Origin of the sequence: Bacillus sp. RAR_M1_44 (assembly GCF_020165935.1) — a bacterium.
GTDB classification, from domain to species: Bacteria; Bacillota; Bacilli; order Bacillales; family Bacillaceae; genus Bacillus; species Bacillus altitudinis.
In genome coordinates this window covers 37,916-60,544 of record NZ_JAIUKX010000002.1, presented here as the reverse complement: position 1 = coordinate 60,544, position 22,629 = coordinate 37,916, and the positions used below count along the sequence as shown (strand labels likewise).

Below are 22,629 nucleotides of genomic sequence, written 5' to 3'. Positions count from 1 at the left end.
AAGGGCTCTTCTTTTTATTCGATATGCTAAAAAAGGGGACATGAACATGGAAACAGGACTGATCATAGGTGCAGATGAATTTTTTGGCCTGACACTTTGTGAATATATGATGAAAGAGGGCATACAAGTGGATATCACATATCCTAAGGAGCAGTCAGAGGAGCAAAAAATGTTATTAGAAGAGCGAATGATGTGGCTCGGCCGCAATGATCTTGTCCGCGTTCTTGATGGTCAAGATAGGAAAGAGGCATATGACCTGATCTTTTTTCAATCAGATGATTCAATGAACAGAGAGACAGACCTCGAAGCGAAGCATGGCATATACCACTTGTTTTACGAAGAACCCGAAAGCCATTCGCATGAACAAAGCGTTTCGGCTGTTATCCTTCCACGCATGTTTGGTCCGTGGACACTCCATGAAGAGAGACGAATAAAGGATGATCACACATTTTTTGTAGAAGATGTCGCAAAGGAGCTTTTAAAGTGGGCACGCACCGATCAAAGGCAGGAAATGATCCATCAATTAAAGGTAGAAAGACAAACAGGTGACAAACAAGCAGAAGAAATCATAGCAGAATGGAAAAGACAAAACTCAACATTTTTCGACAAAAAGCAAGAATGATCTTCCATCTTATCTTTTTTCAGTATAAAATAAACCTATATTTAACATACAGGTTCATGCCTGCGTGTTGCAAAGGGAGTTGAACATGGCATGAAGTACCAGCGGCTTGTCATGATCTTTTCGTTCCTTCTTCTTATGCTATCTGCCTGCTCGCAGGCGCCGTTAAAAGGACATATTGAGAAGGTGGGTTTACTCGTCCCCGATACGATTAATGATCAAGTTTGGGGAACGAAAGGTTATAAAGGCTTATTAAATATCCAATCAACATTTGGTGTAGATGTTTATTATAAGGAAGGGATGGTCGACAAGGAGAAAATCGTTGATGCCATTGAAGAATTTCATAAAAAAGGAGTCAATTTGATTATTGGCCATGGCAATGAATACAGCGAAATTTTCAACTTGATCAGTGAAGATTATCCGAAAACACAATTTATCACGGTCAATGGAGGCAAGCCTCAAGCTGATAATGTCACAAACGTCACGTTTAAAGGAGAAGCAATGGGCTTTTTCGGAGGCATGACAGCAGCACATATGTCCAAAACAAAAAAGATTGGTATTCTGGCTACATATGATTGGCAAAGTGAAGTAGACGGTTTTATCAAAGGTGCAAAATATCAGGACGAACATGTGCAAGTCCTAGCGGAATTTGTCGAAAACTGGGATGATGCTGACAAAGCGGTGAACCTCTATCAAAAATTGAAAAAACAAGGTGTAGATGTTGTGTATCCAGCAGGTGATGGTTATAATATCCCTGTCATTGAACAAATCAAAAACGACAATTTATCTGCGATCGGATATGTCACTGATCAATCCAACCTTGGAAGCCATACGGTGTTAACTAGCACAGTACAGCATGTCGATAAAGCGTACAGTATCATTGCGAAGAAGTTTAATGAAGGCAAGCTAAACGAACAAGGTGAGTACTCCTTTGACTTTAAAGAAGGAGTGATCGAAATGGGGAAATTTAGCTCAACCATAGACCGCGCTTTTGTGAAAGACATTGAGAAGGATATTGCGAATTACAAAAAAACAGGCAAACTGCCAAATGAAAAGTGAGGACGTTGAACATGCAGCACGAAAAATCGATGGAGTTTTTACAAATTGCGATGAAGTATTTTCCACAAGCAAAAGAAGAATTAGATAAAGCAGGAATTCAGCTTGATCCACAAGCACTTCAGCCGCTTCTCTCTTTGTTTACATCTGTCATGCAAGAGGCATATGAGCTTGGAAAAGCAGATGCAGCATCAGAAAAAGCCACAGAATAGTGGCTTTCAGCGTGTAGACAAACCCTCGCATTCTTTGTCAGTCCTGCGCGCTGGTGCTCACGAATGACAAATTCGCTCCGCTCCAGTGCTCGTCCATCCTAGACTGCAAAGGTTTTCTATCACGCTGAGAAGAAGACAAAGGGCTAAAATATTTTAGCCCTTTGTCAACAATCAAAAAAAGCCACAGAATAGTGGCTTTTTTTTATGATAATTTTTTCTTAAAGGCACTGATCATAGGGCCGACATCTTTAAACACAGGCTTCAGCTCATCGATGGAGTTCATAATGTTTCCAATTTGATTCATGACATGCATGTAGTCAATGGAGTCATCACTTGAAGAAGTCTCTGTACGCTCCTCCTTTTTTTCTGTCTTGCTTTTCTCCTTTTCAAGCGGCTGACCAAACATCATTGCTGAGAAAATATCCTTTTGCGCCATATCACATGTTCCTTTCTACTATTGGTATATCATTAATCTATGAAAAAAGTGAGAGGAAAGGTTAGACGTTTGTATTGCCAAGGAGAAAAAAATAAGGTAAAATTAGTACCAGATACTAATATAAGATCACAATATCACATGCTCGTATGAGTAAAAGGAGTCTTATTCAATGAATGCTGGAATTATTGGCCTTGGCCGCTATATACCTGAAAAAGTATTAACAAATCGTGATTTAGAAAAAATGGTTGAAACTTCTGACGAGTGGATTCGTACTAGAACAGGTATAGAAGAAAGAAGAATTGCATCTGATGATGTCAATACATCTCATATGGCGCTTGCTGCTGCAAAAAAAGCATTAGCTGACGCAGATGTGGCTGCAGAAGATATTGATATGATTCTTGTAGCGACAGTTACGCCAGATCAAGCATTTCCGACAGTCGCTTGTATGATTCAAGAGCAGCTCGGTGCACATAAAGCATGTGCAATGGATATTAGCGCTGCCTGCGCTGGCTTTATGTATGGGCTTGTTACTGGAAAACAATTTATCGAATCAGGCACTTACAAACACGTGCTTGTCGTTGGTGTAGAAAAGCTTTCTCGCATTACCGACTGGGATGACCGCAACACAGCTGTTTTGTTTGGAGATGGAGCAGGGGCTGCTGTACTAGGAACAGTCAGCGAAGGCAAGGGAATTCTATCATTTGAGCTTGGAGCCGATGGAAGCGGCGGGAAGCACTTGTACTTAGATGAAAAAGATCATACAATCATGAATGGAAGAGAAGTATTTAAATTTGCTGTGAGACAAATGGGCGAGTCAAGCGTAAACGTGATAGAAAAAGCTGGACTATCAAAAGAAGACGTAGACTTTTTGATTCCGCATCAAGCAAACATTCGCATTATGGAAGCAGCACGCGAACGCTTAGAGCTGCCAGTTGAAAAAATGTCGAAAACAGTCCATAAATATGGAAACACATCAGCAGCATCCATTCCAATTTCACTATGTGAAGAAATCGAAGCCGGAAAAATTCATGACGGCGATGTGATTGTAATGGTTGGTTTTGGTGGAGGATTAACGTGGGGCGCAATCGCTATGCGATGGGGCCGATAAAAGAGTGGGGTGCACAAATTAATGGATAAGAAACGAGTAGTTGTTACAGGATTAGGTGCTTTGACACCTCTTGGCAACGATGTAGAGACAACATGGAAAAATGCTGTAGCAGGTGTATCAGGTGTTGGCCCGATCACACGTGTTGATTCAAGTGAATATACAGCAAAAGTAGCAGCAGAACTAAAAGATTTTAACATCGAAGATTACATGGAGAAAAAAGAAGCGAGAAAGATGGCACGCTTCACACAATATGCAGTCGTTGCTGCTCAAAAGGCTTTAGAAGATTCACGCCTCGAAATTACAGATGAAAACGCACCTCGTGTTGGGGTATGGGTTGGATCTGGTATTGGCGGACTTGAAACATTCGAAGAGCAATTCGAAGTGTATTCGAATAAAGGAGCAAGACGCGTAAGCCCGTTCTTCGTTCCAATGATGATTCCAGATATGGCAACAGGCCAAATTTCAATTGCTCTTGGCGCAAAAGGGGTTAACTCTTGTACTGTAACAGCATGTGCAACAGGAACAAACTCCATTGGTGATGCCTTTAAAGTCATTCAGCGTGGAGATGCAGATGCGATGATTACAGGTGGAACAGAAGCACCGTTAACGAAAATGTCGTTTGCTGGCTTCTGTGCAAACAAAGCCCTTTCGACAAATCCTGATCCAGATACAGCAAGTCGTCCATTTGATAAAAACCGTGACGGATTTGTCATGGGTGAGGGAGCGGGAATTGTTGTACTTGAAGAATTAGAGCATGCGTTAAAACGTGGTGCGACCATTTATGCAGAAATCGTTGGCTACGGCTCAACTGGAGATGCATACCATATCACAGCACCTGCTCCAAACGGAGAAGGCGGCGTACGTGCAATGAAAGAAGCCATTCGTGATGCAGGTTTAACAGTGGAAGAAATTGATTATATCAATGCCCACGGAACAAGCACACCGTATAATGATAAGTTTGAAACAATGGCGATTAAAGAAGTGTTTGGAGAGCATGCGAATCAGCTTGCGATCAGCTCGACAAAATCAATGACAGGTCATTTACTTGGCGCAGCAGGCGGAGTAGAAGCGATTTTCTCTGTTCTGGCGATTAAAGACAGTGTCATTCCGCCAACGATTAACCTTGAAACACCAGATGAAGAATGTGATCTTGATTATGTAGCAAATGAAGCACGTTCAAAAGAAGTACAAGTTGCTTTGAGCAACTCACTTGGTTTTGGCGGGCACAATGCGACAATTATCTTCAAAAAATACGAAGCGTAATATGTCTTAAGAAGGCGGCGATCTATAAACAGATCGCCGCCTTTTTGCATATGATGAAAATGGAGGTGTTCAGCGGTATGGGTCTGATCAATACACAATATCTCATTGAGCAATCATCATCATTTCAGGAGCTGGCGGCGCGTTTTGTCCCTTATTTTAAAGGAGCGGAGAAAAAAGAAGGATCATCTATTCTCGCCCATTTACAACATCACGGAATGGTTCGATCATGGAACGCCTGCCAGGAAATGATCGACAAGATCAAAGAAAAAGGGTATTTCAAGCTTGTGATGAAAGAATACAAAGCGTTGCAAAAAAAGTGGGGAGGTCCTGATGTCCCTGTCTTTATTTTCCCTGTTAATGAGAGCAGCAAAGAGATCAGAGAACAATTTTACTTTCAATCCGGCATGGCATTTGATGACAAAATCTTTCTTTTTTTATCCCCGCATACACCGAAGGAGCGAATCGGTACGTTGCTGACGCATGAATATCACCATGTATGCAGGTTGCATTTTCTCACGAAAGAAGAAAAAGATTTTACATTCCTTGATACAATCATGATGGAAGGGCTCGCTGAATATGCTGTGTATCATAGATATGGAGAAAGCTATACAGCAAAGTGGACGACTTTATATGACGAATCGCAGCTGCAGCGCATGTACAAGAAATGGGTATCCAGTCACCTTTATCAGAAAGTGCAGGACGACGAAAGGCTGATACAGAATCTCCTTTATGGAAAAGGGAACTACCCCAAAATGCTTGGCTATGCCACTGGATTTTATATCGTGAAAAAGTATTTCGATGAGCACCGAATCAGCGAGGAGTCTATGATTGCGGAGCCAGCGGAAACGTTTTTAAAGGCGATAGAATCATAAAGACAATCATTCACAAAAAAAGTGACATATTACAATTTTACTAAATACTTCTTGATTTCGTCATGCTGATGTAATAATATACAAATATAAATTTTGATAATTCTTTTTATTCTAAAAAGACGGAATTTTTCGATTCGGTTCATTTGATCTATGGAGAAAGGGGCGAATGCATGAGCACACTGCTTGAAGTGCAAAACTTAAAAACCTATTTTTTTCGAAAAAAGGAACCAATACCTGCTGTTGATGGCGTTGATTTTAGTATCAAAAAAGGGGAAACAGTCGCATTAGTCGGTGAGTCTGGGTCTGGTAAAAGTATTACGTCTTTATCCATCATGGGTCTGATTAATGGGACTGGTGGGAAGATTATGGATGGTTCCATTATGCTTGATGGAAAAGACCTTGTTACATATAGTGAAAAGGAATTGTGCAGTATTCGCGGTAATGATGTATCCATGATCTTTCAGGAACCCATGACCTCACTTAATCCCGTCTTAACCATCGGGGAACAAATAACAGAAATCCTCATTTACCACAAAAAACTTTCAAAAAAAGAAGCGACCAAAAAAGCGATTGACTTGCTAAAGCTTGTAGGCTTTTCTAGGCCAGAACAAATCATCAAAGATTACCCGCACCGTTTATCCGGCGGTATGCGTCAACGAGTCATGATCGCCATTGCGCTAAGCTGTGATCCGAAGCTCCTCATTGCGGATGAGCCGACTACTGCTCTCGATGTGACCATACAAGCCCAGGTGCTGACCTTAATGAAAGATTTATGTTCGACCTTTGGTACATCTATACTTCTCATTACGCATGATTTAGGTGTTGTGTCGGAAGTAGCAGACCGCGTCATTGTCATGTACTGCGGACAGGTTGTTGAAAATGGAACCGTTGAAGAGTTGTTTGATGAGCCGCTTCACCCATACACAGAAGGACTGCTTGAATCCATTCCAGTCATTGACGGAGACATTCAGCCATTAACGGCGATAAAAGGAAATGTCCCTGCGCCAGATCAGCTTCCGGCAGGATGCCGTTTTGCGCCTAGATGCCCGAAAGTAATGGAACGCTGCATAGGTGAATTGCCCAAACTGACAACCTTTGAAAATGGTAGAAGCGTCAGGTGTTTCTTATATGAGGAGGCAAGCCAAACATGACACTTGCTGAAAATCAACCATACATGACAGATCGATCTGAGAAAGAAACCATCCTGGAATTAAAAAATATACGAAAACACTTTCCGATTAAAGCTGGGGTGCTGCAAAAGAAAGTAGGAGCAGTCAAAGCGGTTGACGGCATCGACTTAAACATTTATAAAGGCGAAACGTTAGGCATCGTTGGAGAGTCTGGATGCGGTAAATCCACATTAGGACGGACGATGATTCGTTTATATGAACCAACAGAAGGACAAATTCTATTTAAAGGGCAAGATATCTCTCATGTATCTGAATCAAAACTAAGACAATCAACAAGGAAAAACATCCAAATGGTTTTTCAAGATCCCTTTGCATCACTCAACCCTAGAAAAACACTTCGAAGTATCATCAAAGAACCCTACAAAACACATCACTTATATTCCTTAAAAGAAAGAAATGAAAAAGTAGAACAGCTTTTATCCAAAGTCGGCCTTCACCCAAGTTTTGCGAATCGATACCCGCACGAATTTTCCGGTGGACAAAGGCAGCGGATCGGTATCGCTCGTGCACTTGCCATGAATCCTGAAATGATCATAGCAGATGAGCCTGTTTCAGCGCTTGACGTCTCCATTCAGGCGCAGGTCATCAATTTGATGGAAGAGCTTCAAGAAGAGTTTGACCTCACCTATCTCTTTATCTCTCACGATCTCAGTGTGGTCCGCCACATTAGTGATCGAGTGGGCGTCATGTATCTTGGCAAAATGATGGAACTGGCGGATAAGCATAGCCTGTACGATGATCCGCTTCATCCGTATACACAGGCGCTTTTATCTTCCGTTCCAGTCACCCGTAAAAAAGGTCAGGTGAAAAGGGAACGGATTATGCTGCAAGGTGATTTACCAAGCCCTGCTAATCCGCCAAAAGGCTGTGTGTTTCATACAAGATGCCCGCATGCGAAAGAAGTCTGTAAAGAAAAAGTACCACAATTTCAAGAGTTAAAAACGAACCACTTTGTGGCCTGCCACCTCTACGACGCTTGATCACGCTTGTATGATCTCATCTTTGAGAGGGGGGATAAAACGGGCTTCTGTCATCATTTTTTAAAAAAGATAGGGGGAATTGTCTATGAAAGATAGAAAGAGAAAGTCCATTTTGGTCAGTTTGCTGCTGATCTTTACATTGATCCTTGCTGCTTGTTCTGGTGGAAATAAAACGTCTGGAGACAGTGAAAAGAAATCCACAGGTAAACCTGTACAAGGTGGCGATCTTGTCATTGGTTCGATTGCAGAGCCTACATTATTTAACTCACTTTACTCAACAGACGTGGCAAGTTCTGATATTGAAGAGAGAATCTATAGCTTTTTACTGCAAACAGATGGAAAGCTTAACCCACAGCTGGCGTTGGCAGAAGATATTAAAGAATCCGATGACGGCAAACAGTTTGATGTGACCATTAGAAAAGGCGTGAAGTTTCATGATGGAGAAGAACTGACTGCTGATGATGTTGTGTTTACATACAGCATTCCGATCAATAAGGATTACAATGGTGAGCGTGGATCAGGCTTTGAAGTATTAGAGTCTGTCAAAAAAACAGGGGACTATTCGGTCGAATTTAAGCTGAATAAAAAAGATCCATATTTTTATAACGTCACGCTAGGAAGCTATGGCATTTTACCAAAGCATATTTTAGGTGATGTCCCTATAAAGGATCTTGGCGAAAATGAATTTAACCGAAAAAATCCAATCGGCTCTGGCCCATTTAAATTTGCCGAGTGGAAAGAAGGAGACTATGTCAAACTTGAAGCATTTGATGACTATTGGGATGGACGGCCATACCTTGATACAGTCACCATTAAAACGATTCCTGATCAAAATGCAGCCATGGCTCAGCTATCCGCAGGTGATATTGACTTCTTTGCAGTGCCTGGAGCAGAACTGCAAACAGCTGAAAAAGTTAGTAACATCAAAATCGAATCTGATCTAGGGCTTAATTATTCATATATTGGCTGGAATCAGAAAAACGAACTGTTCAAAAGTAAAAAAGTCCGTCAAGCGCTTACCCATGCCATTGATCGTCAAACGATTGTCGATCAAGTGTTAAATGGAGACGGGAAAGTAGCCAACATCCCAGAAAGCCCGCTGTCATGGAACTACCCTAAAAATGAAAATGTCCCAGTATTTGAATTTGATCAAGAAAAAGCGAAAAAGATGCTGAAGGAAGAAGGCTGGGAGGATACAGATGGAGATGGTTATCTTGATAAGGACGGTAAGAAGTTCTCCTTCGTCTTGAAGACGAACCAAGGAAACAAAGTCCGTGAAGATATTGCTGTCGTTGTCCAGCAGCAGCTCAAAGAAATTGGCATTGAAGCAAAACCGCAAATTGTGGAGTTCAGTGCATTAATCGAACAAACAACTCCGCCAAAATGGGATTATGATGCGTTATTACTCGGCTGGAGCTTAGCGACATTCCCTGACCAATACAGCATTTTCCATTCAAGTCAGTCTGAAAAAGGCTTAAATAACATTTGGTATAAAAATGAAGAAGTCGATAAGCTGCTAGTTGATGCCAAAAACTTGAGTGATCGTAAAGAGTATTCAAAGGCGTATGAAAAAATTTATGAGCTGATTGCAGAAGACCAGCCGTATACGTTCCTTTATTATGCCAACTCACATCGCGCGATGCCATCTAATCTACAAGGCTACTCTTACCACCCGAAAGATGAATATTACAAAATCGAAAAATGGTGGATTGAACAGTAGTCTGCAAGTGAAGAAGGGGAGGTGTCTCCCCTTTTTTCATCATAGTATGGCCATCCGATGAAAAAGGAGTTGTGCACATGGTTACATATATCATTAGAAGGACATTGCTTTCCATCCCGATTTTGTTTGGTATTACGATTTTGTCCTTTGCGATTATGAAAGCAGCACCAGGCGATCCGATGTCACTCATGATGGACCCGACCATTAGTGCCGCAGACCGGGAAGCCTTTATTGATAAGTACGGCTTGAACGATCCTGAATATGTGCAATATATGAAATGGCTCGGTAATATGCTTCAAGGTGACTTTGGCACATCCATCGTAAAAAAAGGAACGCCCGTGGCTGATTTGATTTTTGCCCGGCTGCCAAATACCCTCATCCTCATGATCTTTTCTACATTAGTTGCCCTGATCATTGCCATCCCATTTGGTGTTCTTTCAGCAAAACGTCCGTATACAAAACTTGACTATGGTATTACGGTTACATCATTTATCGGACTGGCTATTCCGAATTTCTGGTTTGGTTTGATCCTTATAATGGTGTTATCAGTGAATTTAGGATGGTTTCCGACCGGGGGTGTCTCTACCTTAAATGCAGATTTTAATCTATTTGACCGGCTTCATCATATTATTTTACCTGCCTTTGTTTTAGCAACGGCTGATATGGCCGGCCTTACACGTTATACAAGGTCAAGTATGCTCGATGTGATGCGGCAGGATTACATTCGTACGGCGCGAGCGAAAGGTTTTAGAGAGAACAAAGTCATCTTCAAACATGGATTGAGAAACGGTCTGATGCCTGTTATTACGATCTTTGGACTCATGATTCCATCCTTTATTGGCGGCGCGGTCGTGGTGGAACAAATCTTCACATGGCCAGGGCTTGGGAAGCTGTTTATCGATTCTGCTTTTTCAAGAGATTATCCCGTCATTATGGCGATGACTGTTATCTCTGCTGTGCTCGTGGTCGTTGGAAACTTAATAGCGGATATTCTCTATGCGATCGTTGATCCGCGTATTGAATATTAGAAGGGAGCTGAAGCACAATTGGCACAACCTAATATGGGAACACCTTCTGTTGATCTCAAATTAAAAGAAGGCCTTCCGCCAAAACCAGAGACGATGCTTCGTTTATTTTGCGAGAAATTTTTCAAAAATAAATTGGCGGTTGCCGGCTCCGCTATTTTATTGGTCATTATCTTTTCTGCTATTTTCGCCCCGGTGATCGCACCTTACGCACCGGAACAGCAAGACTTATTGAAACGGCTACAGCCTCCAAGTGCAGAGCATTTTATGGGAACCGACAAGTTTGGCCGAGATATTTTTTCAAGGGTGCTATACGGAGCGAGGGTGTCTCTATTAGTTGGCTTTGTCTCAGTAGTCGGAGCCATCACCATTGGTACCGTCATTGGGGCGGTAGCGGGATACTTTAAAGGCTTTGTCGATTCTGTGCTCATGAGAATGGTGGATGTGGTATTGTCTATTCCAGATATTTTTCTCTTGATCACGCTAGTGACAATTTTTAAACCGGGTATTGATAAATTGATTTTAATCTTTGCGCTGACTGGCTGGACAACAACCGCCAGGCTGATCCGCAGTGAATTCTTGTCACTTCGCACAAGAGAATTCGTACTCGCAGCAAGAACGATCGGAACGAAAAACCATGTCATCATCTTTTCGCATATTTTACCGAACTGTATCGGCCCTATTATTGTGTCTGCTACATTAAAAGTCGGTTCTGTTATTTTAGCTGAGTCGACACTTAGCTATCTAGGGTTCGGCATCCAGCCTCCAACGGCGAGCTGGGGAAACATGCTTCAAGATGCACAAAATTTCTCCATTATGGTGCAAGCATGGTGGTATCCACTGTTCCCAGGTTTACTGATTCTACTTACCGTTTTATGCTTTAACTTCTTAGGTGATGGACTGAGAGATGCCCTTGATCCTAAAAAGCTAAAATAAGGTTCTTCTTATAGAAAATCGTGAAAGGACTCTGCGAGACGTTCTCCTTTTCCCAGGAAATAAAGCCGTCCTTCCGTCAGGGAGAAGTTTTAATAAAGTTGGAATAATTTCTCTATCCCTTGCCCATACTGTGGACAACAGTTTTTAAAAAGTGAGGGATTGGTTATGTTATTTCTTCATGACGTATGGGTGAATTGGTTTGAAGGGGAAGAGAATGGCTATAATGTGTGCCATTTTCATGAGTGGCGCAAGGAGGACAGCGTGGAGCTGTTAGATCAAGTGCCTTTACTCAAGGTGCAGAGTCCTTTGTTTGATTACATAGAGAATGATCTATCAGAGCTGCCGAAGACGCTGCTAGAGTCTGTATTTGAGAAATCATATATTCGAAAAAATCATGAACGCCGTAAATTAGAGTATTGCTTTGTGGTCACGGACGGGATTAGAATCATTGCTGTGGATACGATTGGTTATTCCATCCCTGTGAGAAAGAGCCGATTGATTCCAAGACAGGAGCAATTGGTGTATGAAATGGTGAAAGATGTGAAGGCAGAGGAGTATGAATTCACAACAGACAGCCTTGAATCGACGAAAGAATATCACATCCTATCATTACCACCGCAGCATATCAGCGGATTAACGAGAAAAGAAAGACAGCTGAAGCAGCTGATGTTTATGGCGCTAGATCAACTAAAGGGGCTTCAAAACCGGGCAGAAATTGCCTATTGGTATACAGAATGGAATCCGCGCATGTACAACCAGATCAAACGAATGTCTTTCGAGGAAATTTGGAACATGCTTTATAACGAAACCATTGATGGATGGTCAGAAAACCATTTAGCCTTTTGTGAAAAAATGATTAAAGGACAGCCATTTTTTGAAAAACTTTGGGAAATGGAAAACGAATCAAAAGTGAATTAGAAAAAGCTTGCAGCTGAATATGCTGCAAGCTTGTTTTATTTGCGTTTCCGGCCAAGACCCATTGCATTCTCCATTTTTTTCAGCATTTTGTTTGCCGCACGGTTTGCCTTTTCAGCACCCTCATCTAAAATGCGATCAAGCTCATCTGACTCAATGAGTTCATAATAGCGATCTTGAATTGGTTTTAACGCATCCACGACCACGTTCGCAAGATCTCCCTTAAATTCACCATAACCTTTACCTTCGTATTTTTGTTCAAGCTCTGCAATCGATACGTTCCCTAATACAGAATAAATCGTCAGCAAGTTGGCAATTCCAGGTTTGTTTTCTTTGTCATATTTGACGATGCCCTCTGAATCAGTCACAGCACTTTTGATTTTCTTTTCAAGCTGTTTTGGCTCATCTAATAAGGTAATGAAAGATTTTTGGTTCGGATCAGATTTGCTCATCTTTTTCGTTGGGTCTGTTAAAGACATAATCCGAGCGCCTTCTTTTGGAATTTTGACTTCAGGTACAGTAAAGATGTCGTTATACTTTCGGTTAAAGCGTTCAGCAAGCGTTCTCGTTAATTCAAGATGCTGCTTTTGATCTTCTCCTACAGGAACTAAGTCCGTACCGTATAACAAAATATCGCCAGCCATTAATGGCGGATACGTTAATAGTCCTGAAACGACTGCTTCCTTACCAGCAGATTTGTCCTTAAATTGAGTCATTCTTTCTAATTCCCCAATATAAGCGATACATTGCAGCATCCATCCTGCCTGGGCGTGGGCAGGTACCTCTGATTGGATAAACAATGTTGCCTTCTCAGGATCAAGTCCCACTGCCAAATAAAGGGCGGCTAAGCTTCTAATATTTTGTCGAAGGGCTAAACGATCCTGACTCACCGTAATGGCATGCTGATCGACCACACAAAAGTAGCCGTTGTAATCATGCTGAAGATCGACAAATTGCTTCATCGCTCCAATGTAGTTCCCCAATGTCACAGAACCGCTAGGCTGAATGCCTGAGAAAATCGTCTTTTTTGTCATACTAAAACCTCTTTTCTTCAATATAAAAAGGCCCACCCATCACTTTTCAACAGAAAAGGGACGAATGAACCGTGGTACCACCCTTGTTATTTCAAATCAGAAATCACTCAAGACGTTGATATCGGAGACTGCTCCGTCTAAGCCTACTCACTCTATCAAGTGTTCGGTTAGCTGCTCCAAAGCCCATTCCATACATGCCATTATCTGCTTGCACCAACCGCAGACTCTCTGTAAATGGTGAATATATGTACTCTTCTTTTTCATCGCAAAAATGTAATTTCATTCATTATAAATAAGCAAAAATCAAAAGTCAAAACCTACATATAATAAATCAAGAGCAATATTAACATTTCAATGAGTAAACTCAAACCTAATGTTCTTAAGGTTGAAAAGTTACTTTGAAAAGATGATGATAAATGTTTGTTTAAACTGTCATCAACATGGTCCTTTTGCTTATTTAAAGAATCAAACACCTTTCGGAAGCTGTAAGATATTTGATCAAAAAATCCACTTTTTAAAGTGATGAACGATAACCACACTAGCAAAGTGCCAGAAGCTAAATAAAATGTGATGTTAATCATGCTTAAGAAAGATATGTGCCCATAAAAGAGGAAGCTTAAAATGAAAACAAGGCCATTAGAACTAAGTAAAAGAATAAAAAATCTAATAACAATCACTCCTGCGCATTAAAACTTTACTGTACTAAAATAGCAATAAAAACATTTAATTCAAGACTTTCACTATATAAGAAAAACGAAACAAGGAACGAAGCTGTTGTTTTAATCAATTTCTTGATATCAGTTTACAATGAATCATGAAGATTGCCAATTGTATAGACAGGATTACCTCTGATTAGGTATTTAAGATCACAAAATCTCAGAAAAATAACCAAATTATTTCAATTTTTTAATAAAAATATTAAAAAACAGTGGAAATATGAAAATTTTCTTAAAAAAATGAATGCACAATTACTTATTTGCTAGTATAATAGTTCCTGTAGTTCATTTATGAAGGGGAGGTCAACAACTAGATGAAAAAGTCTAAATTTTCACTGCTTTTAGTTTTTTTATTGGTGCTGACTATTTTTGTATCTGCATGTTCAGGTAAACAAAGTAGCGACAAGGGCACTGCATCCAAAGATTCAAAACAAGAGGCTACAATTTTAGAATCACAGGAAATGCCTGCAATGGATACAATCCAAGCGAGTGATACAATCAGTTTTACGACTATGAATAACGTGTTTGAAGGTTTGTATCGTTTCAACGATAAAGAAGAATTAGTGCCTGGTATGGCTGATGGGGAACCAGTTGCTAACAAAGATAAAACAGTTTACAACATCAAAATTAAAGATGCAAAATGGTCTAATGGTGACCCAGTTAAAGCTCAAGACTTCGTATATGCATGGCAACGTGCTTTAGATCCAGAACAAAAGTCTGAGTATGGCCCATATATGATGGTTGGTAAAATTAAGAATGCTGATAAAGTATACAACAAAAAAGCAAAGCCTGAGGAACTAGGAATTAAAGCTGTAAGCGATAAAGAACTGCAAATTACACTTGAAAAACCAATTCCTTACTTCCAATCTCTGCTTTCATTCCCAACATTCTACCCAGTGAATGAAAAGTTCGTTAAAGAACAAGGTGACAAATATGCGAAGACTGCAAAGAACCTTGTATACAACGGACCATTTGAACTTTCTTCTTGGGATGGCCCACAAGCAACTACTTGGGAATACAAAAAGAATGAAGAATATTGGGACAAAAAGAACGTCTCTATGACAAAACTTACTTTTAAAGTATCTAAAGATCCACAAGCAGCTGTTAACGCATTTGAAGCGGGAGAAGCTGATATTACACCTAAATTATCAACACCTGCCATCATCTCTCAATACGAAGGTGATAAGCGGATGAAAAGATTACTAGAACCTACTGTGTTCTGGTTGAAAATGAACCAAGGAAATAAATCTTTAAAGAATGAAAACGTTCGTCGCGCAATTGCAACGGCAATTGATAAAGAAGCGTTTGTAAATGATGTGTTGCAGAATGGTTCAGTTGCTGCATACTATCAAATTCCAAAAGATTTCGTACATGATGAAAGCGGAAAAGACTTCCGTGATGGAATGCCTAAATACTTAGAAACTAATAAAGATGAAGCGAAAAAGCTTTTTGAAAAAGGGTTGAAAGAATTAGGAACGTCTAAAGTAACGCTTAATTACTTAGGTGATGATTCTGAGACAGCTAAAACAATCGGTGCTTTCATTAAAGATCAGCTCGAGAAAACTTTACCTGGCTTAGATATCAATATTCAAAGTGTTCCTTTCGCTACTCGTATTGATCGTGATAAGAAAGAGGATTACGATCTTCAGATGGCTGGATGGGGTCCAGATTACCTTGATCCGATCACGTTCTCTGACTTGTTCATCACAGGTGGCGGAAACAACCACATGGGTTACTCAGATAAAAAATATGATCAGTTGTTAAAAGATGCATCTGGCAAATTAGCTGCAAAACCTGAAGAACGCTGGAAAGCTTTACAAGAAGCTGAAAAAGTATTATTACAAGATGACGCAGCACTTTCACCAATTTATCAGAGAGCAACTAACTATCTGATTAATAACAAAGTAAAAGGATTTGTCATTCACAAAGTTGGACCTGAATTCAGCTACAAATGGATGAAAATTGAAGGATAATTAACAATCTTATAGAAAAGAGAGTGTATTCTCTGAATATACTCTCTTTTTCACTGAGAGAAATATGTCGAAATATACAGAAAAGTCAGTTTTATCAGGAGGTGCAAGTATGCTGAAATACTTAATTAGACGGGTTGCCTACATGGTTGTTACCCTCTTCATCATTGTTTCAATCACTTTTTTCTTAATGAAACTTATTCCGGGTTCTCCTTTTGTTAATGCGCAAAAGTTGTCAGAAGCTCAACAAGCTGTACTTAATGCAAAATATGGACTAGATCAGCCAATTCCTGTTCAATATTTTCATTACATGATTAATACATTCACTGGGGATTTAGGTGTTTCATTCCAATTCAACAATACCTCCGTAACAGAACTTCTTTCATATCGAGTAGGACCATCTGCTGTCCTAGGCCTTCAAGCGATTATTTTAGGAACGATTGTTGGTATCTTTTTGGGAGTAGTTGGAGCTTTAAGACAGAACACATGGGTGGATTACTCTGCTACTTTCTTGGCAGTTATCGGTAAATCAATTCCGAGTTTTGTATTCGCTGGATTACTTCAGTACTATATTGCGGTGAAATTGGGGTTATTACCAACTCAATTTTGGAATGGGTTTGAATATACAATTTTACCTACTATAGCGTTAGCAATGTTCCCTATCTCCATTTGTGCTCGTTTTATGAGAACAGAAATGGTTGAAGTACTTGAGACAGATTACATTTTACTTGCAAAAGCAAAAGGAGCAGGCTATTTTGAGATCGCATTTAAACATGCAATGAGAAATGCTTTAATACCTGTTGTCACAGTACTTGGTCCATTGACTGTTAGTTTAATGACGGGATCACTAGTAATAGAAAAAATCTTCTCAATTCCTGGAATTGGTGAGCAGTTTGTTAAAGCCATTACAGTAAACGACTACCCAGTCATCATGGGTACAACTATCTTATTTGCCGTTCTTTTTGTAGTGGTTGTATTTATTGTCGATATTCTATATGGAATTATCGATCCTAGAATTCGTGTAGCGGGAGGTAACAAATAATGAAACAGCAAGAAGAAAATATTGATAAAAGTCTGTTTGAACCCGCTGGTGTTGATACATTATCTGCTGAAAAAATTGAAAAACCAAGTCTAAATTATTGGCAAGATGCATGGCTTAGAATTAAAAAGAATAAAGCCGCTGTTGTTAGTATGGTGATTTTATTTTTAATTGTATTCATGGCGCTCGTTGGACCATTAATTAGTGGCAAAGACTTTAGTACTCAAACAACGTCTGAAGCGAACTTACCGCCGCGAATCCAAGGGTTAGAGCATGTTAGTTTCTTACCTTTTACTGGTGAAAGAACATTAAAAAATGGTGATGTGGTCAATCCATATGAACAAAAAGGGATTGAACATTACTACTGGTTCGGTACCGATAATCTTGGGAGAGATCTATTTACACGTGTGTGGAAAGGAACTCAAATCTCACTGCTTATTGCTGTTGTTGCAGCTGTGATCGATTTAATTATTGGTGTTGCCTACGGCGCTATTTCTGGTTATTTCGGTGGGAAAATTGATAATGCGATGCAGCGTATTTTGGAAGTTCTAATGGGGATTCCAAACTTAATCGTTGTCATATTAATGATTCTCGTCTTAAAACCAGGGATTATTCCAATTATTATTGCACTAAGTATTACCGGGTGGATCAGTATGGCTAGGGTCGTGCGTGCTCAAGTCATGAAGCTGAAAGAACAGGAATATGTACTAGCCGCTAGAACTTTGGGATTAAGTAACTTTAAAATTATCTTTAAGCACATGTTGCCAAACTTAACAGGTGTGATGATTATTAATACAATGTTCACTATTCCTAGTGCGATCTTCTTTGAAGCTTTCTTAAGCTTTATTGGATTAGGTCTGCAAGAGCCGCAAGCTTCACTAGGGACTTTAATTGAAGATGGGTTTAAATCAATGATCGCTTTCCCATATCAGATGGTTTATCCAGCAATTATCATTAGTGTTATCATGATCGTCTTTAACCTTGTTGCCGACGGTGTGAGAGATGCACTTGATCCAAAAATGAAAGATTAGTACGGGGCGGTGATGTTGATGAATAAACAAGAAACGATTTTAAAAGTAAATGACTTAAATATTTCATTCCACACATTTGCTGGCGAAGTTAAGGCAATTCGAGGTGTGAATTTTGAATTGAAAAAAGGTGAGACGCTTGCCATTGTTGGAGAATCAGGCTCTGGTAAATCGGTAACTTCTAAATCAATCATGGGTCTGCTTCCTAAATCTAACTCCGAAGTGAAAAAAGGAGAGATTTTGTTTCAAGGTAAAAACCTAACAAAACTTTCTGACAAACAGATGCAGAAAATAAGAGGGAAAGATATTGCCATGGTCTTTCAAGATCCAATGACATCTTTGAATCCGACTATGACAATTGGTAAGCAAATTATAGAACCCATCTTAAAACATCAAAATGCAAGTAAAGAAGAAGCTAAAAAAAGAGCACTTGAGCTTTTGAGTCTTGTAGGTATTCCGAAACCGGAACAGAGGTTCAAGCAATACCCTCATCAATTTTCTGGTGGGATGCGACAAAGGGTTGTCGTTGCAATAGCTCTTGCTTGTAATCCGAAAATTTTAATTGCAGATGAGCCAACTACTGCTTTAGATGTAACCATTCAAGCCCAAATCTTAGAACTGATGAAAGATCTTCAAAAGAAGATTGAAACATCTATCATCTTTATCACACATGATTTAGGGGTCGTTGCGAATGTAGCAGATCGTGTAGCGGTAATGTATGGTGGTCAAATTGTTGAAATTGGCACCGTAGATGAGATCTTCTATAACCCAAAACATCCATATACTTGGGGATTACTGAGCTCTATGCCAAGTCTTGATGCAAAAGAGGAGAAATTGTTTGCCATTCCAGGCACGCCGCCTGATTTGTTGAATCCTCCAAAAGGAGACCCATTTGCGGCTAGAAATCAATTTGCAATGAAAATTGATTTTGAACAGCAGCCGCCTTTATATCAAGTATCAGAAACTCATTTTGCTGCTACATGGCTTTTACATCCTAACGCGCCAAAAGTAGAACCTCCTGAATCAATTAAGCAAAGAATGCGACAATTTAATGCGCAAAAAGGGGGGGATCACATTGAGTGAAAAAGATGTTATTTTACAAGTGAAAAATCTTAAGCAATATTTTAATGTGGGTAAACCTAATGAAGTAAAAGCTGTTGATGATGTCAGCTTTGACATTTATAGAGGTGAAACATTGGGCCTTGTAGGTGAATCTGGTTGCGGGAAATCCACTACTGGTAGAACCATCATTCGTCTATACAATGCAACAGGTGGCGAAGTTATTTTTAACGGGCAGAATGTGCATGATAAAAAATCAACAACAGATCTTAAACAATTTAACCGAAAAATGCAAATGATCTTTCAGGATCCATATGCCTCCCTCAATCCAAGAATGAAAGTTGTGGATATTATTGCAGAGGGTATCGATATTCATGGTCTTGCAAAATCAGCACAAGCACGTAAAGAGCGTGTATATCAATTGCTTGAAACGGTTGGTTTGAATAAAGAGCACGCGAATAGATACCCGCATGAATTTTCAGGCGGTCAAAGGCAGCGTATTGGGATTGCTCGTGCATTAGCTGTTGAACCGGATTTCATCATTGCCGATGAGCCAATCTCTGCACTAGATGTGTCCATCCAAGCGCAGGTTGTCAACTTAATGAAAGAATTGCAAGAAGAAAAAGGCTTAACGTATTTATTCATTGCCCATGACCTTTCCATGGTGAAATATATCAGCGATCGTATCGGTGTGATGTATTTTGGGAAATTGGTTGAGCTGGCACCAGCGAATGAATTATATGAAAACCCGCTTCATCCATATACAAAATCATTACTATCTGCGATTCCGCTTCCAGATCCTGATTATGAGCGTAACCGCAAACGGATTAAATACGATCCATCTGTTCATAAAGGAACAAATACGGAATTTCGTGAAGTGAAGCCAGGTCACTTTGTCAGCTGTACTGAGGAAGAATTCAAAGAGATCAAAGCAAAACAATAAGAACAGAGAAGAAGCACTGCGATATCAGTGCTTCTTTTTTTATTTTACAAAAAAACAAGTTGATGGTAATTTTTATGTAAAATGAGTAAACCAGGAGGAAATCAAATGTTGTTATGGAAGACGTTTCGCTATTCATGTCTTCACTTTTTTATCGTCACGATTCTTTTTTCAATATCTTTTTTAACGGAACCAAACGGAGGAAAGTGGATGATCGCATTTTTAGTGCTCATTTGCATCATTTCGTTTTCGGTTGAAGTTGCTGTGTATCGGCGCACGAATAAACAGAAGGAAGAAGTCCGGCGTATGAAGTACCTTTATTTCATCATGTTTCAGATCGCCATGACACTTCTTTTGTTTGCTTGCTTTCAAATGCTCATGAATCGTTCGATATAAAACTTTTTTGCTTTCTCTTGAAAAAAAGTGAAACCACCAATGGCATTGCTGCGTCTTACTAGTACAGGCGTTTAAATAGCAGGAAATCGGGAATAGATAAGGAAGTGGTTCTTAACTACATCATAAGGAGCGGATCCATGAATTGGTATGAAAAGCTCAGTGAATACTTCCCGATAGAAGAAATGAAGTCAAAAGAGCATATGGAAGCTTTATTAAAGGAAAGAAGTGATATTTATCATAAAGAAGAAGGGCCTCATCATGTAATGATGTACGCTGAATTTGATTCTTTCATCTTTATTGATTATTTATTTGTTTCCAAGGATGCAAGAGGTGAAGGCCTCGGCTCAAAGCTCATTCATAAGCTGAAGGAAAAAAGAAAACCGATCTTGCTTGAGGTCGAGCCTGTAGATGAAGATGATGCAGATACTGCAAAACGCCTAAAGTTTTATCAGAGAGAGCACTTCAAGCATGCTGAATCAATTGGTTATAAACGCAGGTCACTTGCAACGAATGAAGTGAACCGCATGGAAATTCTTTATTGGTCGCCTCGTACAGATAATGAGGAAGAAATGATGGAGGCCATGAGAAAGACGTACGAAGGAATCCATACGTATAAAGACGAAGAATGGTATGGACAATCGTATGAGGATGTTGATGATGTGCTGAAGCTCGTTAAAAATAGAAAACAAAAAAATATTTTCGATCATCTCGACTAAATGAGAATGTTCAGACTTCAAACATCAGCACAAAAAGAATGAAATTGTCTAGTTTTTGTCACAAAAATTGCAAGAAAATCTGTTCACACTTACTTTTTTATAGTATAATCACTATAAAGATTACTTATTTAGAACAATTTTAATTTGAGAATACAGATCAATATTCATTCTACAAATTGAGGAGTGAAGATTTATGGTAACATTATACACATCACCAAGCTGTACATCATGTAGAAAAGCAAGAGCGTGGTTAGAAGAGCACAATATTCCATACCAAGAGAGAAATATCTTTTCTGAGCCTCTTTCAATCGATGAAATCAAAGAGATTCTTCGTATGACGGAAGATGGTACAGATGAAATTATCTCAACACGTTCTAAAGTATTCCAAAAACTAAATGTAAATGTTGAGACAATGCCGCTTCAACAATTGTATAAACTAATCAATGAGCACCCTGGTCTTCTAAGACGTCCAATTATTTTGGATGAAAAAAGACTGCAAGTTGGGTACAACGAAGATGAAATTAGACGTTTCCTTCCTAGAACGGTTCGTACATTCCAACTTCGAGAAGCTCAGCGACTTGCTAACTAATAGAGAACAAGAAAAGCTGCCGATCATTTGGCAGCTTTTTTTATTTATTTTCAGCCGTTTGTTCGTAAAAGAGACTGGCTAAAATAACGGTTGCGACGGTTAAAAAGGGAAGCAACAATTCAAGTGTTGTATGCTGCGCCATAAATTCATTCAGTTTTACATCACGGACAATCATTTCTCCGCCAGTAAAAGCTAAAAGGGCACTCCCTCCGTATAAAAGAATCGGAAACTTGGTTAGTGCTGCATGAATCAGCTTACTCCCCCAAATAATAATCGGGACTGAAATCATTAAGCCAAAGGCAGTGAGCACCATGTTCCCTTTAGCTGCCCCTGCAACAGCGATCACATTATCAAGTGACATAAAAAGATCTGCAATCACGATGGTCTGAACAGCACGCCAAAGGGAGCCGCTGCTTTTAATCCGAATGGATTCTTTCTTGTGTTCAATTAACAAATTGTATCCTATATAAAGGAGAAAGAGACCGCCGATAAATTGCAAATAGGGGATGGTCAATAAATAAACGGCAGCACCAGTCATGGTGATTCTCATCAGCACTGCCAAAAGTGTGCCGATCCATATGGCTTTGTTTCGTTTTTCATTTGATAAGCTTCGACTGGCCATCGCAATGATTAATGCATTATCTCCGCCTAATATGAGGTCTATGCCAATAATCATCAGTAAGGATACGATCCACTCTGTTTCCATCCAGTTCACCTCATTTCACTAAAATAGCTCGTACAACCAATATATGAAGACAATTCAAATATATGTTTCTGCAAGTTTTCTCTGCAAAAAATGCGTTTTTATTT

General features: G+C 39.7%; 24 protein-coding genes and 1 other annotated feature. Of the genes, 20 read left to right on the top strand and 4 right to left on the bottom strand.

The genetic code is table 11. The annotated features are described in order from the left end of the window. Positions 1-46 precede the first annotated feature (46 nt). The 3 genes from LCD34_RS13850 to LCD34_RS13840 all read left to right on the top strand — a co-directional run bounded on the left by LCD34_RS13850 (position 47) and on the right by LCD34_RS13840 (position 1,887). Complete coding sequence (locus tag LCD34_RS13850; RefSeq protein ID WP_224559526.1) at positions 47-622, top strand: nad binding enzyme; 576 nt, start codon at positions 47-49, stop codon at positions 620-622. A 90-nt stretch (positions 623-712) separates the two neighbouring features. Then, the gene (locus LCD34_RS13845; protein WP_008348509.1) at positions 713-1,678 is read left to right on the top strand and encodes a BMP family ABC transporter substrate-binding protein; all 966 of its coding nucleotides are present in this window, start codon (positions 713-715) and stop codon (positions 1,676-1,678) included. A gap of 11 nt (positions 1,679-1,689) precedes the next feature. Continuing rightward, positions 1,690-1,887, top strand: coding sequence for a ComZ family protein (locus tag LCD34_RS13840; protein WP_008348507.1), 198 nt, complete (start codon positions 1,690-1,692; stop codon positions 1,885-1,887). Positions 1,888-2,089: 202 nt separating this feature from the next. Here LCD34_RS13840 and LCD34_RS13835 read toward each other — a convergent pair whose 3' ends face one another. Next, the gene (locus tag LCD34_RS13835; protein WP_060832239.1) at positions 2,090-2,323 is read right to left on the bottom strand and encodes a hypothetical protein; all 234 of its coding nucleotides are present in this window, start codon (positions 2,321-2,323) and stop codon (positions 2,090-2,092) included. Between the two features lie 169 nt (positions 2,324-2,492). Here LCD34_RS13835 and LCD34_RS13830 point away from each other — a divergent pair, with 169 nt between their 5' ends. From LCD34_RS13830 to LCD34_RS13790, 9 genes are all read left to right on the top strand, one after another. Then, on the top strand, positions 2,493-3,431 hold the full coding sequence (locus tag LCD34_RS13830) for a beta-ketoacyl-ACP synthase III (protein WP_008348504.1): 939 nt from the start codon (positions 2,493-2,495) through the stop codon (positions 3,429-3,431). A 21-nt stretch (positions 3,432-3,452) separates the two neighbouring features. Continuing rightward, positions 3,453-4,694: a beta-ketoacyl-ACP synthase II gene (gene fabF / locus LCD34_RS13825; protein WP_008348501.1), complete on the top strand. Its 1,242-nt coding sequence runs from the start codon at positions 3,453-3,455 to the stop codon at positions 4,692-4,694. 77 nt (positions 4,695-4,771) lie between these two features. Next, positions 4,772-5,566: a DUF2268 domain-containing protein gene (locus tag LCD34_RS13820; protein WP_224559524.1), complete on the top strand. Its 795-nt coding sequence runs from the start codon at positions 4,772-4,774 to the stop codon at positions 5,564-5,566. 170 nt (positions 5,567-5,736) lie between these two features. After that, entirely contained in the window at positions 5,737-6,717 is a 981-nt protein-coding gene (locus tag LCD34_RS13815; protein WP_224559522.1) for an ABC transporter ATP-binding protein, read from the top strand. 23 nt (positions 6,718-6,740) lie between these two features. Next, positions 6,741-7,736, top strand: coding sequence for an ABC transporter ATP-binding protein (locus LCD34_RS13810; RefSeq protein WP_029575386.1), 996 nt, complete (start codon positions 6,741-6,743; stop codon positions 7,734-7,736). A gap of 85 nt (positions 7,737-7,821) precedes the next feature. Then, complete coding sequence (locus LCD34_RS13805) at positions 7,822-9,456, top strand: peptide-binding protein (RefSeq protein ID WP_025207149.1); 1,635 nt, start codon at positions 7,822-7,824, stop codon at positions 9,454-9,456. 77 nt (positions 9,457-9,533) lie between these two features. Next, positions 9,534-10,484: an ABC transporter permease gene (locus LCD34_RS13800; protein ID WP_007499031.1), complete on the top strand. Its 951-nt coding sequence runs from the start codon at positions 9,534-9,536 to the stop codon at positions 10,482-10,484. A 33-nt stretch (positions 10,485-10,517) separates the two neighbouring features. Beyond that, positions 10,518-11,417 (top strand): oligopeptide ABC transporter permease, encoded by a 900-nt coding sequence (opp4C, locus tag LCD34_RS13795; protein WP_081114822.1) that lies wholly within the window; start codon positions 10,518-10,520, stop codon positions 11,415-11,417. Between the two features lie 165 nt (positions 11,418-11,582). Next, positions 11,583-12,335: a YjbA family protein gene (locus tag LCD34_RS13790; protein WP_008348490.1), complete on the top strand. Its 753-nt coding sequence runs from the start codon at positions 11,583-11,585 to the stop codon at positions 12,333-12,335. A gap of 35 nt (positions 12,336-12,370) precedes the next feature. On the opposite strand, the gene trpS is transcribed toward LCD34_RS13790, so the two are convergent. Beyond that, entirely contained in the window at positions 12,371-13,366 is a 996-nt protein-coding gene (gene trpS, locus LCD34_RS13785; RefSeq protein WP_136944449.1) for a tryptophan--tRNA ligase, read from the bottom strand. Positions 13,367-13,419: 53 nt separating this feature from the next. Beyond that, positions 13,420-13,639 (bottom strand) — a binding site (T-box leader). A 44-nt stretch (positions 13,640-13,683) separates the two neighbouring features. Next, positions 13,684-13,947 (bottom strand): DUF3899 domain-containing protein, encoded by a 264-nt coding sequence (locus LCD34_RS13780; protein WP_223255625.1) that lies wholly within the window; start codon positions 13,945-13,947, stop codon positions 13,684-13,686. A 449-nt stretch (positions 13,948-14,396) separates the two neighbouring features. On the opposite strand from LCD34_RS13780, the gene LCD34_RS13775 reads away from it, so the two are divergent. From LCD34_RS13775 to spxA, 8 genes are all read left to right on the top strand, one after another. After that, a complete protein-coding gene (locus tag LCD34_RS13775) occupies positions 14,397-16,055 on the top strand; it encodes a peptide ABC transporter substrate-binding protein (RefSeq protein WP_035392439.1) in 1,659 nt (552 codons plus the stop codon). A gap of 109 nt (positions 16,056-16,164) precedes the next feature. Further along, on the top strand, positions 16,165-17,094 hold the full coding sequence (opp3b, locus tag LCD34_RS13770) for an oligopeptide ABC transporter permease (RefSeq protein ID WP_035392438.1): 930 nt from the start codon (positions 16,165-16,167) through the stop codon (positions 17,092-17,094). Next, positions 17,094-18,122: an oligopeptide ABC transporter permease gene (opp3C, locus tag LCD34_RS13765; RefSeq protein ID WP_035392435.1), complete on the top strand. Its 1,029-nt coding sequence runs from the start codon at positions 17,094-17,096 to the stop codon at positions 18,120-18,122. Before opp3b ends, opp3C begins: the two co-directional genes overlap by 1 nt. Before the next feature lie 18 nt (positions 18,123-18,140). After that, the gene (locus LCD34_RS13760) at positions 18,141-19,202 is read left to right on the top strand and encodes an ABC transporter ATP-binding protein (RefSeq protein ID WP_035392433.1); all 1,062 of its coding nucleotides are present in this window, start codon (positions 18,141-18,143) and stop codon (positions 19,200-19,202) included. Next, on the top strand, positions 19,171-20,121 hold the full coding sequence (locus tag LCD34_RS13755) for an ABC transporter ATP-binding protein (RefSeq protein ID WP_373467165.1): 951 nt from the start codon (positions 19,171-19,173) through the stop codon (positions 20,119-20,121). The genes LCD34_RS13760 and LCD34_RS13755 overlap by 32 nt, the downstream gene beginning before the upstream one ends. Positions 20,122-20,226: 105 nt before the next feature. Next, complete coding sequence (locus LCD34_RS13750; protein ID WP_224559520.1) at positions 20,227-20,514, top strand: hypothetical protein; 288 nt, start codon at positions 20,227-20,229, stop codon at positions 20,512-20,514. A gap of 137 nt (positions 20,515-20,651) precedes the next feature. Next, on the top strand, positions 20,652-21,230 hold the full coding sequence (locus tag LCD34_RS13745; protein WP_008348478.1) for a GNAT family N-acetyltransferase: 579 nt from the start codon (positions 20,652-20,654) through the stop codon (positions 21,228-21,230). A gap of 193 nt (positions 21,231-21,423) precedes the next feature. Further along, entirely contained in the window at positions 21,424-21,819 is a 396-nt protein-coding gene (gene spxA / locus LCD34_RS13740) for a transcriptional regulator SpxA (protein ID WP_003211421.1), read from the top strand. A gap of 40 nt (positions 21,820-21,859) precedes the next feature. On the opposite strand, the gene LCD34_RS13735 is transcribed toward spxA, so the two are convergent. After that, positions 21,860-22,525: a TerC family protein gene (locus LCD34_RS13735; RefSeq protein WP_224559518.1), complete on the bottom strand. Its 666-nt coding sequence runs from the start codon at positions 22,523-22,525 to the stop codon at positions 21,860-21,862. Positions 22,526-22,629 lie beyond the last annotated feature (104 nt).

Excerpts from the sequence above, each read along its gene's own strand:
- LCD34_RS13815 (WP_224559522.1), top strand. The coding sequence starts at position 5,737 with ATGAGCACACTGCTTGAAGTGCAAAACTTAAAAACCTATTTTTTTCGA.
- opp4C (WP_081114822.1), top strand. The coding sequence starts at position 10,518 with ATGGGAACACCTTCTGTTGATCTCAAATTAAAAGAAGGCCTTCCGCCA.
- LCD34_RS13735 (WP_224559518.1), bottom strand. The coding sequence starts at position 22,525 with ATGGAAACAGAGTGGATCGTATCCTTACTGATGATTATTGGCATAGAC.
- opp3b (WP_035392438.1), top strand. The coding sequence starts at position 16,165 with ATGCTGAAATACTTAATTAGACGGGTTGCCTACATGGTTGTTACCCTC.
- LCD34_RS13775 (WP_035392439.1), top strand. The coding sequence starts at position 14,397 with ATGAAAAAGTCTAAATTTTCACTGCTTTTAGTTTTTTTATTGGTGCTG.
- trpS (WP_136944449.1), bottom strand. The coding sequence starts at position 13,366 with ATGACAAAAAAGACGATTTTCTCAGGCATTCAGCCTAGCGGTTCTGTG.
- LCD34_RS13745 (WP_008348478.1), top strand. The coding sequence starts at position 20,652 with ATGAATTGGTATGAAAAGCTCAGTGAATACTTCCCGATAGAAGAAATG.
- LCD34_RS13805 (WP_025207149.1), top strand. The coding sequence starts at position 7,822 with ATGAAAGATAGAAAGAGAAAGTCCATTTTGGTCAGTTTGCTGCTGATC.
- opp3C (WP_035392435.1), top strand. The coding sequence starts at position 17,094 with ATGAAACAGCAAGAAGAAAATATTGATAAAAGTCTGTTTGAACCCGCT.
- fabF (WP_008348501.1), top strand. The coding sequence starts at position 3,453 with ATGGATAAGAAACGAGTAGTTGTTACAGGATTAGGTGCTTTGACACCT.
- LCD34_RS13800 (WP_007499031.1), top strand. The coding sequence starts at position 9,534 with ATGGTTACATATATCATTAGAAGGACATTGCTTTCCATCCCGATTTTG.
- LCD34_RS13760 (WP_035392433.1), top strand. The coding sequence starts at position 18,141 with ATGAATAAACAAGAAACGATTTTAAAAGTAAATGACTTAAATATTTCA.
- LCD34_RS13820 (WP_224559524.1), top strand. The coding sequence starts at position 4,772 with ATGGGTCTGATCAATACACAATATCTCATTGAGCAATCATCATCATTT.
- LCD34_RS13750 (WP_224559520.1), top strand. The coding sequence starts at position 20,227 with ATGTTGTTATGGAAGACGTTTCGCTATTCATGTCTTCACTTTTTTATC.
- LCD34_RS13810 (WP_029575386.1), top strand. The coding sequence starts at position 6,741 with ATGACAGATCGATCTGAGAAAGAAACCATCCTGGAATTAAAAAATATA.
- LCD34_RS13840 (WP_008348507.1), top strand. The coding sequence starts at position 1,690 with ATGCAGCACGAAAAATCGATGGAGTTTTTACAAATTGCGATGAAGTAT.
- LCD34_RS13790 (WP_008348490.1), top strand. The coding sequence starts at position 11,583 with ATGTTATTTCTTCATGACGTATGGGTGAATTGGTTTGAAGGGGAAGAG.
- LCD34_RS13845 (WP_008348509.1), top strand. The coding sequence starts at position 713 with ATGAAGTACCAGCGGCTTGTCATGATCTTTTCGTTCCTTCTTCTTATG.
- LCD34_RS13780 (WP_223255625.1), bottom strand. The coding sequence starts at position 13,947 with ATGATTAACATCACATTTTATTTAGCTTCTGGCACTTTGCTAGTGTGG.
- LCD34_RS13830 (WP_008348504.1), top strand. The coding sequence starts at position 2,493 with ATGAATGCTGGAATTATTGGCCTTGGCCGCTATATACCTGAAAAAGTA.
- LCD34_RS13755 (WP_373467165.1), top strand. The coding sequence starts at position 19,171 with ATGCGCAAAAAGGGGGGGATCACATTGAGTGAAAAAGATGTTATTTTA.
- LCD34_RS13850 (WP_224559526.1), top strand. The coding sequence starts at position 47 with ATGGAAACAGGACTGATCATAGGTGCAGATGAATTTTTTGGCCTGACA.
- LCD34_RS13835 (WP_060832239.1), bottom strand. The coding sequence starts at position 2,323 with ATGGCGCAAAAGGATATTTTCTCAGCAATGATGTTTGGTCAGCCGCTT.
- spxA (WP_003211421.1), top strand. The coding sequence starts at position 21,424 with ATGGTAACATTATACACATCACCAAGCTGTACATCATGTAGAAAAGCA.